This window comes from uncultured Halopseudomonas sp., assembly GCF_963977355.1.
In the GTDB taxonomy this organism is placed as follows: Bacteria; Pseudomonadota; Gammaproteobacteria; order Pseudomonadales; family Pseudomonadaceae; genus Halopseudomonas.
Genome location: NZ_CAXBOV010000020.1, coordinates 1 through 12,086 on the forward strand (window position 1 = coordinate 1; position 12,086 = coordinate 12,086).

Annotated in this window: 12 protein-coding genes; 6 read left to right on the plus strand and 6 right to left on the minus strand. The window is 56.1% G+C overall.

Annotated elements, in window-relative coordinates; all coding sequences use genetic code 11:
- Nucleotides 1-211 precede the first annotated feature (211 nt).
- Nucleotides 212-613: a PA2817 family protein gene (locus tag AAC076_RS12015; RefSeq protein ID WP_339845945.1), complete on the minus strand. Its 402-nt coding sequence runs from the start codon at nucleotides 611-613 to the stop codon at nucleotides 212-214.
- A 111-nt stretch (nucleotides 614-724) separates the two neighbouring features.
- Nucleotides 725-3,187, minus strand: a complete 2,463-nt coding sequence (locus AAC076_RS12020; protein WP_339846069.1) for an acyl-CoA dehydrogenase — start codon at nucleotides 3,185-3,187, stop codon at nucleotides 725-727.
- 386 nt (nucleotides 3,188-3,573) lie between these two features.
- Here AAC076_RS12020 and AAC076_RS12025 point away from each other — a divergent pair, with 386 nt between their 5' ends.
- The 3 genes from AAC076_RS12025 to queF all read left to right on the plus strand — a co-directional run bounded on the left by AAC076_RS12025 (nucleotide 3,574) and on the right by queF (nucleotide 6,200).
- Entirely contained in the window at nucleotides 3,574-4,512 is a 939-nt protein-coding gene (locus AAC076_RS12025; protein ID WP_339845948.1) for an ABC transporter ATP-binding protein, read from the plus strand.
- Nucleotides 4,512-5,288: an ABC transporter permease gene (locus AAC076_RS12030; protein ID WP_339845950.1), complete on the plus strand. Its 777-nt coding sequence runs from the start codon at nucleotides 4,512-4,514 to the stop codon at nucleotides 5,286-5,288. The genes AAC076_RS12025 and AAC076_RS12030 overlap by 1 nt, the downstream gene beginning before the upstream one ends.
- A gap of 75 nt (nucleotides 5,289-5,363) precedes the next feature.
- Nucleotides 5,364-6,200, plus strand: a complete 837-nt coding sequence (gene queF / locus AAC076_RS12035) for an NADPH-dependent 7-cyano-7-deazaguanine reductase QueF (protein ID WP_339845952.1) — start codon at nucleotides 5,364-5,366, stop codon at nucleotides 6,198-6,200.
- 16 nt (nucleotides 6,201-6,216) lie between these two features.
- Here the strand turns inward: queF and AAC076_RS12040 are convergent, their stop codons facing one another.
- Entirely contained in the window at nucleotides 6,217-6,492 is a 276-nt protein-coding gene (locus AAC076_RS12040; RefSeq protein WP_339845953.1) for a DUF4404 family protein, read from the minus strand.
- 208 nt (nucleotides 6,493-6,700) lie between these two features.
- Between AAC076_RS12040 and AAC076_RS12045 the strand changes: the two genes are divergently transcribed.
- The gene (locus tag AAC076_RS12045) at nucleotides 6,701-7,429 is read left to right on the plus strand and encodes a VacJ family lipoprotein (RefSeq protein ID WP_339845956.1); all 729 of its coding nucleotides are present in this window, start codon (nucleotides 6,701-6,703) and stop codon (nucleotides 7,427-7,429) included.
- Nucleotides 7,430-7,442: 13 nt separating this feature from the next.
- On the opposite strand, the gene AAC076_RS12050 is transcribed toward AAC076_RS12045, so the two are convergent.
- On the minus strand, nucleotides 7,443-7,748 hold the full coding sequence (locus AAC076_RS12050) for a PilZ domain-containing protein (protein WP_339845958.1): 306 nt from the start codon (nucleotides 7,746-7,748) through the stop codon (nucleotides 7,443-7,445).
- 248 nt (nucleotides 7,749-7,996) lie between these two features.
- On the opposite strand from AAC076_RS12050, the gene AAC076_RS12055 reads away from it, so the two are divergent.
- Complete coding sequence (locus tag AAC076_RS12055; protein ID WP_339845961.1) at nucleotides 7,997-9,187, plus strand: SpoIIE family protein phosphatase; 1,191 nt, start codon at nucleotides 7,997-7,999, stop codon at nucleotides 9,185-9,187.
- Complete coding sequence (rssC, locus tag AAC076_RS12060; RefSeq protein ID WP_339846070.1) at nucleotides 9,187-9,669, plus strand: anti-sigma factor antagonist RssC; 483 nt, start codon at nucleotides 9,187-9,189, stop codon at nucleotides 9,667-9,669. The genes AAC076_RS12055 and rssC overlap by 1 nt, the downstream gene beginning before the upstream one ends.
- Before the next feature lie 53 nt (nucleotides 9,670-9,722).
- Here rssC and tal read toward each other — a convergent pair whose 3' ends face one another.
- Nucleotides 9,723-10,670 (minus strand): transaldolase, encoded by a 948-nt coding sequence (tal, locus tag AAC076_RS12065; protein WP_339845963.1) that lies wholly within the window; start codon nucleotides 10,668-10,670, stop codon nucleotides 9,723-9,725.
- Between the two features lie 38 nt (nucleotides 10,671-10,708).
- Nucleotides 10,709-11,752: a tRNA dihydrouridine(20/20a) synthase DusA gene (gene dusA / locus AAC076_RS12070; RefSeq protein ID WP_339845964.1), complete on the minus strand. Its 1,044-nt coding sequence runs from the start codon at nucleotides 11,750-11,752 to the stop codon at nucleotides 10,709-10,711.
- Nucleotides 11,753-12,086 lie beyond the last annotated feature (334 nt).

Below are 12,086 nucleotides of genomic sequence, written 5' to 3' on the forward strand. Positions count from 1 at the left end.
AGCACGACCTTGCCAAGGTCGGGGTCGCGAGTTCGAGTCTCGTTTCCCGCTCCATATGTAACAAAGAAACCGCTCAAGGGCGGTTTTTTTGTGTCTGCGATTTGGCTGGGGACTTCCGGGAGGGTCGAGTTTCACCTCGACCAAGCGGTGTCTTGGCAAGCACCCCTCAGTCGAGATGGAACAATACGCGCTCAGGTTGCGCGCCTGGACCTCAGGGGCTCTGGATCAATTGCCGTGCCTGTTCCCAGTTGAATTCCTCGCCACGCTCTTCAGCCGCAGCGCGGTGCTCGTCAATCAACTGGTATTGGGCTATTTCTTCATCGGGCATGAAATGCAGGCAGTCTCCGCCGAAATACCAGAGCAGATCGCGGGGTATCAGGTGGGCTATCTGTGGATACCGGCTGATGATCTGACACAGAATATCCTGTCCGGTGTAGAGAGCGTCGTGATCGCCGGCTTCGAGCTGACCGATCATTTCGTCAAATCGCTCCAGGAACAGGATGTTGCTCTCTTCAGGCACCTGCTCCATCAGCATTGATTGCGCGCGCAGGGTATCGAACAGGCTCTTTAGCAGTGCCATGTGGTAGCGGTGATAGGGTAGATCGGGATTCATAGGGGGACTCCTGAGGCTATGCGGCGGAGTCTAACAAAAAGCGCCAGTGCTGGCTTGCACTGGCGCTGTGGAAAAGGGACTCACTGGCCCGGGTGGGCCGGTGAGTATCGCTTACGCCGTTTTGGCGCTGGTCTTGCGTTTCTTGGGTTTAGGTGTCATTTCTTCCTTGGTGAAGTCATCCACAGCAATTACCGCATCGCGGGCGATCCTGGCGTCACGGATCACCTTGGCATCGTCTGCACTTATCACGCCGGCTTCTACTGCGGCATCCACTTCATCCACACCTGGAGCCACTTCCAGTTCTTTCTTGTAGATCGCTTTGCCAATACGTGCTTCCAGTGGATCAGCAGCAATGACCTGGTGCAGCGTATCGTTGACCAGCCCCGTTACGTCGTTGGGATCCTGGCTCTGATAGCAGCCGTCTAGCAGTCGATCCCGTGACGCGCCCGGAGTCATCAGTCGCTTGGCAACTTCAGCGGTGACGCTGTCAGCAGGGGGCGACATATGACGTCCAAGAGGGAACACCAGTACTCTCAGCAGCACGCCCATGCGGGTGTCAGGGAAGTTATGGATGATCTCGTGCATGGCCTGTTCCGTCTTGGCCAACAGATCCTCTACGCCCCATTGTACGAAAGGCAGGTCCTCTTCAGGGCAACCCTGATCCTGGTACTGCTTGAGGGTGGCACTCGCCATATACAGATTACTGAGAACATCGCCCAGACGAGCCGAGATACGCTCGCGACGCTTGAGCTCGCCACCCAGGATCATCATGGTGACGTCGGTAAGAGTCGCAAACGAGGCCGCCAGACGCGACAGTTGCTGGTAATAGCGGCGGGTATGCTTGTTACCCGGCGTTTTCACAAAGCGGGCGCCAGTCAGAGCCAGCAGGAAGCTACCCGAGGCGTTGCCTACAGCGAATCCGATGTGTTCAAACAGCAGTTCATCGAAGCGCTTGAGGGCGCGGCTCTCATCCTCATCCTGGGTGGCCTGCATTTCATTCAGTACGAATGGATGGCAGCGTATAGCGCCCTGGCCGAAGATCATCATGTTACGCGTCAGGATATTTGCACCCTCGACGGTAATCGAGATCGGCACCGACTGGTAGGCGCGGCCAAGATAGTTCTTTGGCCCCATGCAGATACCCTTGCCGCCGTGGATGTCCATTGCGTCGTTGATACATTGGCGCATGCGTTCGGTCAGGTGATACTTGACCACCGCTGATAGCACCGAAGGCTTTTCACCCAGGTCCACAGCACCTGCGGTCATGGTCCGCGCGGCGTTCATCACGTAGGTGTTGCCACCAATGCGGCCGAGTGCTTCCTGAATACCTTCGAACTCGCCGATGGGCATGCCGAACTGGCGACGGATGCGCGCGTAGGCACCGGTTGTCATGCTCGCCATCTTGGCTCCACCGGTGCTGCCGGCTGGCAGTGAGATCGAGCGGCCGACGGACAGGCAGTTCATCAGCATGATCCAGCCCTTGCCGATCATTTCCTCTCCGCCGATCAGGTAACTGAGCGGGATGAAGACGTCCTTGCCGGAGTTGGGCCCGTTCATGAATGCGGCATTCAACGGGAAGTGGCGGTTGCCGATTTCCACGCCGGGGGTTTCGGTGGGGATCAACGCCAGGCTAACGCCGCGCTCTTCCTCGTCGCCCAGCAGCTTGTCAGGGTCGTACACCTTGAATGCCAGCCCCAGGATGGTCGCTACCGGACCCAGAGTGATATAGCGCTTGGACCAGGTAACACTGAGACCAACTACCTCTTCACCTTCCCATTGGCCCTTGCAGACCACTGCACGGTCAGGCATGGCGCCTGCATCCGAGCCGGCATCGGCAGAGGTCAACGCGAAGCAGGGAATGTCGGTACCATCTGACAGGCGCGGCAGGTAATAGTTTTTCTGCTCCTCGGTGCCGAATTGCATCAGCAATTCCGCCGGCCCCAGCGAGTTGGGTACCATCACGGTCGAGCCCAGGTCACCGCTGCGGCTGGCCAGCTTCATGGCAATTTGCGAGTGTGCATAGGCAGAGAAGCCCTTGCCGCCATATTCCTTGGGAATGATCAGACCGAAAAAACCATTACTGCGGATGTATTTCCATACGGGCTCGGGCAGATCCTGAAGTTCGGTGGTCACTTCCCACTCGTCGGTCATACGGCAGACTTCTTCCACCGGACCATCAAGAAACGCCTTTTCTTCCTCGGTCATAACCGGCTTGGGGAAGCCATGCAGTTTGTTCCAGTCAGGGCGACCGGTGAAAAGCTCACCATCCCACCATACCGTTCCGGCTTCGAGGGCTTCCTGCTCGGTATCGGAAATGGGCGGCAGTACCTTCTTGAACCATTTGAATAGCGGCTTGCTGACCGCTGAGCGCCGCCAGTCGGGCATGTTCAGTGGGATTGCGATACCCAGGAACAGGGCCCACACCACCAGGTAAGCCAGCCAGTGTGCAGAGGAAAATACTGTCATCGCCAGCAAATAAACGCCAACGGCGATGCAGCTGTTCAGCAGACCGGCGCGGATATAAGCCAGAACGGCTATGCCCAGCACCAGGCCGACGAGCCATAGCAGGATCATCATTCAACACTCCTTGATTACGTAAATTCAGGTTCCAGCATAGACGCTAGAGCCCATCAAGGGTAATCGCCTGATGTAACTGAATGAACTTGGAGGGGTGAAAATAAGGCTGAAACAGGGCGGGAAGGGGAGGGTTGACCATATCCGATTCGATGGTTTTGCCCTTTGGCATAAGTGCCGATGGTGCTGCGTACAGTTGATCAGGCGATCAGGTTTGTAGCAGTTAGATAGTCAATTGAAGAGGGGGTCCTGGTGATATTGGTCAACCCTATAGTCTGCCATTCCTCGGGGCGTGCGTGTGGGCAGCACCCTTGATTTAGTGATCATCTGGCCCCATATAGAAGCAAGCAAATAGTACCAATTAACGCCTAGACGGGAAGCAATGCATGACGTCAGCTATCAGTATTAGAGGCTTGCACAAGACCTACGGGAACACTTTTCAGGCACTCAAGGGTGTTGATCTGGAAGTGCAGCAGGGCGATTTTTTCGCTTTGTTGGGCCCCAATGGCGCTGGCAAGTCGACCACTATCGGAATTCTCTCTTCACTGGTGAATAAGACTTCGGGTCAGGTCAGCGTGTTCGGGCATGATCTCGATACTGATCTGATGGACGCCAAGCGCTGCATTGGCGTAGTGCCACAGGAGTTCAATTTCAGCCAGTTCGAAAAGACCATGGACATCCTGGTCAATCAGGCCGGTTATTACGGTATTCCGCTGCGCGAAGCCAAAGAACGCGCCGAACACTATCTCAAACGCCTCGGCCTATGGGACAAGCGTGATGAGCCATCGCGCATGCTCTCTGGTGGTATGAAGCGGCGCCTTATGATCGCTCGGGCGCTTATCCATGAGCCCAAGCTGCTGATTCTCGATGAGCCCACCGCGGGTGTGGATATCGAAATTCGCCGGTCGATGTGGCAGTTCCTGCAGGAGATCAATGCCCGCGGCGTCACTATCGTGCTCACCACGCATTATCTGGAAGAAGCAGAGCAGTTGTGCAAGAACATCGCGATCATCGATCAGGGTCAGATTATTCACAACACCAGCATGCGTGAATTGCTGCTTGAGCTGCACACCGAAACCTTTTTACTCGATTGCCAGACGATCATGGATAAGCCGCCTGAACTGAAGGGTTATCCCTGCAGTCTGTTGGACGAGCATACGCTGGTGGTGCAGGTGGAGAAAAGTCAGGGTCTCAACGCGCTGTATGCGCAACTCAACGAGATGGGTTTGCATGTGCTCAGCATGCGCAACCGCAGTAACCGGCTGGAGGAGCTCTTTTTGGCCCTGGTCGACGAGAATACCGAAAAAGCAAAAGGGGCGGCTTGATGAATCACTGGCGCACTACGTGGGTGGCTTTCAAGACCATCCTGTTCAAGGAGATACGCCGTTTTACCCGCATCTGGCCGCAGACGCTGCTACCGCCAGGCATCACCATGGCGCTTTACTTCGTCATCTTTGGCAATCTGATCGGTAGCCGTATCGGCACCATGGATGGGTACGCCTACATTGATTACATCGTACCCGGCCTGATCATGATGTCGGTGATCACCAACAGCTATTCAAATGTGGTGTCGAGCTTTTTCAGTACCAAGTTCCAGCGCTCTATCGAGGAGCTGATGGTCGCGCCGGTGTCACCGCATACCATCTTGCTGGGGTACGTGTTTGGTGGTGTGGCGCGGGGTTTGGCGGTTGGCCTTATTGTGACCATCATGTCTCTGTTCTTCACCCGGCTCCAGGTTCAGCACCTGGGTCTGACGGTTGCCGTAGTGTTCCTCACTTCGCTGGTATTTGCTCTGGGCGGCTTTATCAACGCAGTCTTCGCCAAGACTTTCGACGATATCTCGATCATTCCGACCTTTGTGCTGACGCCGCTGACCTATCTGGGCGGGGTGTTTTACAGCATCAGCTTGTTGCCCGAGTTCTGGCAGAAGGTGTCGATGATCAATCCGATTCTGCACATGGTTAACGCCTTCCGGTACGGCATCCTGGGCGTGTCGGATATCCCGATAGGTGTGGCGCTGACATTGATGGGCGTATTTATCGTACTGCTCTATTCAATTAGCTACTGGTTGCTGTCGCGTGGGATAGGAATGCGTCAATAACTGCGCGCGCCGACAATACTCGCCTGCAGGGAAGGCGGGGAGTATTATCCTCGCCTGTCTGCAAGGAGATTCATTATGAACCAGCACCCCGCTGAGCAGTCCCCCCTGGGCAAGAGTAGTGCCTATGTAAGCGTATATACACCCTCGCTTCTGTTTCCCATTGCGCGTGAGCCGAAATGGCAGGAGCTGGGATTGGAGGCTGATAATCTGCCCTTCCACGGGGCAGATATCTGGAATTGTTATGAACTTTCCTGGCTAACGCCTTCAGGCAAGCCTGCCGTTGCTGCAGCCGAGTTCATATTCCCTCTCAAGGCTCGTCGTATTGTCGAGTCAAAATCGTTCAAGTTGTACCTCAACTCTTTCAATCAGACAGTCTTTCGTGACCGTGCAGAAGTGTTGCGCACCCTTGAGTCCGATCTGAGTGTGGCTGCGCAGGGGCCTGTGATGGTGCGCATGCTGACCATGGGGCAGTTACACGCCGCTGGTATGGCGCATTTGCCGGGGGAATGCATTGATGATGCTGACATCAGTATCGACTGCTACGAGTACGATGCGTCTCTGTTGTCGTTGGCCGATGCGGGGGGGTATGCACGTGAAATACTGCACAGCCACCTGCTCAAATCCAACTGCCCGGTAACAGGCCAGCCGGACTGGGCCAGTGTCGCCATCACCTATGGGGGTAAGCGGCTGGATCACGCGTCGCTATTGCGTTATCTGGTGTCCTTCCGGCAGCAGGCAGATTTTCATGAACAGTGCGTGGAACGTATTTTTACTGACCTGTTGCCGTTGCTGGGTGAGGGTGCCGAGTTGTCGGTCTATGCTCGCTACGTGCGCCGCGGGGGGTTGGATATCAATCCGTACAGATCGACTGCGGCGAGCTTCCCCGAGAATCTGAGGCTGGCTCGCCAATAGAAAGCGCCGTAAAGCTTCAGATACCCATATCCGACAGCGCCTGAACGACGCGCTGAAGCGATCCTGCCACTCTTGGATGCCGGGCATAGAAATGCTCGATAGACAGATTCAGGCTGTCGACCAGAGTGGCATCGTCTTGACTGTATTCGTGCTGGGCGGCCGAGAGCCTGGCTTCAATACGGTCATGCAGTTGCTGCAGGGACTCACGCTCTTCCTGGGCGAGCGGTTGATCGGTCTCGGCTAGAATGCGCTGCAGGTCTTCGAGCTGATTCTTCAGTTGTTGCGCGGGCATCGTCTGCTCCTGTCCTGGTTGATCGTATGAGGTCACTATAGCTTCCCGCGTCACTGGCGTCTTGCTGCTTGGCTCTCTCATGAGTAAATGAAGTTACAGGTTTAACCGGTGAAAGGCTGACAGTTTTTGCATTACACTGGCACTTTGCGAACGCTTGGAGTTGCAGTGCAATGCGTGCGCGCCGAACCCAGAATCAGGGAGAGTCCCAATGAAGGTGTTGCCTTTTACATCACGTATTGTATTGGCTGGATTGGTAGCTGTAGCCGGTACTGGCACAGTCGCGGCCCAGGAAGAGTATGAAGATTACGCCATTGAGCCCATAGAGGCGGATCCGTGGGAGCCGGTCAACCGTGCGGTCTTCAGCTTCAATGACACGGTTGACCGCTATACTTTAAAGCCGATAGCTAAAGCCTACGATTGGGCCGTACCCGAGCCGGTGAGCAAGAGCATCAGCAACGTATTCAATAATCTGGGTGAACCGCGCAATCTGGTTAACGATACCCTGCAGGGCAAGTTTCATGCGGCGGGTATCGATACGGCACGCTTCCTGTTGAACTCGACAGTAGGTGTTCTGGGCGTTTTTGATGTGGCTACCAAAATGGGACTGCAGCGCAACGACGAAGATTTTGGCCAGACCCTGGGAGCCTGGGGCGTGCCAAGCGGTCCTTATGTCGTGTTGCCGCTGTTGGGGCCAAGCACCGTGCGCGATGGTGGCTCGCGGATTCCGGAAAGCTACGCTGCTTATTGGTACACCGAACAGGTCGATCATGTACCAACCCGCAATACTGCGATTGGTACTGATCTGGTCGATACGCGAGCCAGTTTGCTGTCCCGTGAGGAGTTGATCAGGGGCGATCGTTATCGTTTCGTGCGCAATGCCTTTTTGCAAAATCGCGAGTTTCAGGTCAAGGATGGTGAGGTTGAGGATCAGTTCTGACCTCACCGATTAATCACTTGAGGGTGTTGAAATAGACACCCACAATGAACTGGCCGTTATCGATCGCTTCACATCGCATGACCTGACCGTCTGCTTCCAGCCCCTGGAGGCCGGGCGTGGGTGAGGGTATAGACAGGCTCAGATGAGTGTTTTCCGGCAGGGGTCGATCCAGTACGACCTGAACGCCCTGGCTTGAAAGATCCTGACAATCCGCCTGAATGACCTCGCCGCTATCCTGAAGTGTCAGGGTGGCTCGAGCTTCTACCTTCATGCGGATGAAATCGCGTTTTTCTCTGTATTGTTGGTCATGAAACGACATGCGATAACTCCCTTGCTGGATATGCTGTAGCGAATCCTGAGTGTCTGCTTATTGGTTTCGCCTGTCACCTCTATCCTAGTTCTACGCCCTGTTTCTCACAAGCAGTCTGGCACCTTGCCATGACGGTTGCCTGAGCAAGCGGATGGGAGTACTGTTTGGCCCTTGAAAGCGTCAGGTTATCTGACCTCAATACACACACCCTGTGGCCCGCAGCCCGCTCAGCTGCGTCGCATTGACGTAGGGACTCTATGCAGCTTACTGGCACGACCTTGCTGGTTATCGATGATGACAGCGCTTTCCGGCGGGATATCGCCAATCGGTTGCAGAATTGCGGCTTTGAGGTATCACAGGCCGCAAGTGCGACCGATGGTCTGCAACAGTTCACGACCCAGCGACCAGAGCTAGTGCTCTGCAATCTGCACCTGCCCGAGGCAGAGGGATTCGCATCTGTGCTGCAGGCGGTCTCGGCGGCTCCCGACGCGTCCCTGGTCGTGATTGCCCACTCCTCCCTCATGCCCCAGGCGGTCGATGCGCTGCGCGCCGGTGCTCAGGATTACCTGATCAAACCAATGCTCGACATTGCGATGGTCGAGCTAGTGGTCAAGCGCACCCTGGATCAAAACCGACTGCGCAATGAGAACAGTCGCATCCGAGAGCGGCTTGAGGCCGCCAATAGCGAGCTTGAGAACCGCCTGCAAGAGCTCAAGGACGATCAGGCTGCAGGGCATCAGGTCCAGTTGAACATGTTGCCCCAGTCACCCTGGACCAGCGGTGAGTACACCTTCGAGCGACGAATCATACCCTCGCTGTATCTCTCCGGAGATTTTGTCGATTATTTCCGAATATCCGATACCCAGTTAGCTTTCTACCTCGCTGATGTCTCGGGGCACGGAGCTTCTTCCGCCTTCGCTACCGTATTGCTCAAGTTCATGACCACCCGGCTGCTTTACGAGCAGCGTCGCCAAGGCGATAGCAGCCCCATTGCGTTTTTGCCCTCCGATGTACTTGGGCACATCAATCGTGGCCTGATCAACTGCAAACTCGGCAAGCACGTGACCATGCTTGGCGGGGTCATTGACGAGTCTGATAACACCCTGACCTACAGCATTGGTGGGCATCTGCCATTGCCGCTGCTCTACGCCGACGGGCAGGCCAACTATTTGCAGGGTAAGGGCAAGCCCGTTGGGTTGTTTGCCGACGCGGAGTATGAGAACCACAAGATTGATCTACCTGATGCCTTCAGTCTCATTTTATGCTCCGACGGCGTGCTCGATTGCGTGGAAGGTACTACCCTGAGAAACAAGGAAGCGCATTTGCCCGGGCTGGTAGAAAAGTGCGAGGGCAATATGCAGGCGTTGCTGGGTAGTTTTGGCCTGACGCCAGGCAAGGTAATGCCGGATGATATTTCACTCATGGTACTGAGCAGGAACCGCGAATGATGACTACTGGCAAGATCCAGTTTGCAGAGTCCGAAGGTACGTTCGTTCTCAAGTTCATCGGTGATGTGCGGTTGACCCTGTGCGCCGCATTGGATGCTTATATCGAAAAGATATTCAGTGTTCTGACGTTCGACGCCATCATCATTGATCTGACCGAAACCGACGGCATAGACAGTACTTCCCTTGGTCTACTGGCCAAGCTCTCCATCCTGTCTCGACAGAAAGTTGGATTTCTGCCGACCCTGGTGTCCACTCAGGATGATATGAACCGGCTTTTGCAAAGCATGGGATTCGACCAGGTGTTCAATATCGTTTCCCAGATCACGCCCACAGAAGCGGAGCTGGCCGATCTGCCAGGTCAGGAGCTCTCGGAAGATCTGGTAAAGGACAAGGTGCTTGAAGCCCACCGCATATTGATGGACCTCAATGATCACAACCGTGAAGCCTTTCGCGATCTGGTCAGTGCCCTCGAATCAAATTGAGTGATAACCAACTGAACAACGCTGTGCCCGATGCGAAAGACCGGGCATCTCTCTCAGGCTTGCACCATACGCAGGCGTAATAAGTCCTCCAGCTTTATCTGGTCTGCCGCAAACGCCCTTATGCCCTCGGCCAGTTTCTCCGTGGCCATGGCATCCTCGTTGTGTGCCCAACGGAAAGTGCTTTCAGTCAGCTTGTTGAGCGGGTCTTGCGAGGGCTGGGTCAGGATTGACGAGGGCTGTAACTCCCCCTCATCCTCCGCCAGTTGTTGCAACAGGGCGGGGCTGATGGTCAGACGGTCGCAGCCGGCCAACGCTTCTATCTGCCCGCTGTTGCGGAAACTCGCGCCCATCACCACAGTGGCGAACTGGTGTTGCTTGAAGTAGCGGTAGATGCGCGCCACTGATTGCACGCCGGGATCTTCCTGGCCCTGGAAGTCGCGAGCCTCGCTCTTTTTGTACCAGTCATAGATACGCCCGACAAAGGGCGAAATCAGATAGACGCCCACATCGGCGCAGGCCTGCGCCTGGGCAAAAGAGAAGAGCAGCGTGAGATTGCACTGGATGCCTTCCTTCTCCAGCTCGGCAGCGGCCTGAATGCCCTCCCATGTGGAGGCAATCTTGATCAGCACGCGGTCACGTGTGATCCCTGCTTCCTCGTAACGCTCAATCAGACGTCGCGCCTTGTTCAGTGTGGCGACCCTGTCAAACGATAGGCGCGCGTCCACCTCGGTCGATACTCGGCCTGGTACCAGCTTGGTAATCTCGGCGCCCAGGGCGACGGCAAAGGCGTCACAGGCATCAGCCACGGGATCAAAGCTGCCCGCCGATGCCTTGAGTGCCTGATCGAGCATGGCACTATAGGTGTCCTGCTGGGCAGCCTTGAGCATAAGGGATGGGTTGGTGGTGGCGTCTACTGGTTGCAGTTTTCGGATGGCTTCGATGTCGCCAGTGTCGGCAACGATCTGCGTGTGTTTTCGCAGGCTTTCGAGTTTGCTTGGCATTATGGACAGACCCTCTGGATGTATCCTTCGACCTTAACTCAAGCCTGCTGGCGCGGGCAATCCCGGGGTTCCAGCCGACGGCTCATGTCGGCCAGCAGCTCATCGTAAAGTGCCAATGGATCATCGGTCTGGTGCAGGGCACTGCTCAGTTGGCGCCGGAAATGTCGGGCGCCGGGCAGTCCCTGGAACAGGCCGAGGATGTGCCGGGTGACATGGTTCATCGCGCCACCCTGATTCAGGTGGTCAACAATATGCGGGCGCAGGGCCTGCAGAACCTGAATGCGATCTGGTCGTGGCGTGGCGTCGGCATAGAAGCGCTGATCAACTTCGGCCAGCAGGTAGGGGTTGTGGTAGGCCTCGCGGCCCACCATCACGCCGTCCAGCGATGTCATGTGCTGCTGCATCTCATCCAGATCGGTCAGGCCGCCGTTGAGAATGATCTCCAGTTGCGGGTAATCGGCCTTGAGTTGATGCACAACCTCGTAGCGCAGCGGCGGAATATCCCGGTTCTCCTTGGGCGACAGGCCCTCGAGAATCGCAATACGCGCGTGCACGATAAAGGTATCGCAGCCAGCCTCATGCACCTGGCCTACAAAGTCGCACAACTGTGCGTAGCTGTCGTGACCATTGATGCCGATCCGGTGCTTGACCGTCACCGGCAGGCTGCAGGCGTCATGCATGGCTTTCACACCTTCAGCCACCAAGCCAGGGTGAGCCATCAGGCAGGCGCCTATCATGTTGTTCTGTACCCGATCACTGGGACAGCCCACATTCAGGTTTACCTCGGCAAAACCGGCCTCCTCAGCAAGGGCAGCACAGGCTGCCAGTTCATCCGGATTGCTGCCGCCCAGCTGCAGGGCCAACGGTTGCTCGGCGGGATTGAAGCCGAGAAAGCGTGAGCGATCCCCGTGAATGACCGCGCCGGTTGTCACCATCTCTGTGTACAGCAGGGCGTGCTGGCTGATCAGCCGAGCGAAGAATCGATAATTCCTGTCAGTCCAGTCCATCATCGGCGCCACGCAAAAGCGCCGGGAGGGGCCGGGGCGACGTATGACTGGGTTTGAGCGTGTTTCCTGCTGCATTTCGCCTGCCTGTTTATTGCTTGTTTCTTGCCGTTTCCGCTTGTGTCGCTAAAAAAACGAACGGTTTGTCGAGTCACACCGTGCCGATACGCACTACGCGCGATGGCCACGCAGTTTATCAGGAAAGCCAGACATTTAACCGCCGTCCGGCTGCCAATGCCTGGCTAAGAAAGCGAGAGACTGAGGTGGCAGGGACCGATACTTGGTATCCATTCGGACCTCAAGCTGCGGATCAGCCTTTCCATTGGCGCGTTGTTCCAGCAGTTGTCCCGTCGGTTCATGCGTTGCCTCTTACGGTAGCGCCATATCCAGCGCTCTTATGGCTCGCTCGGCA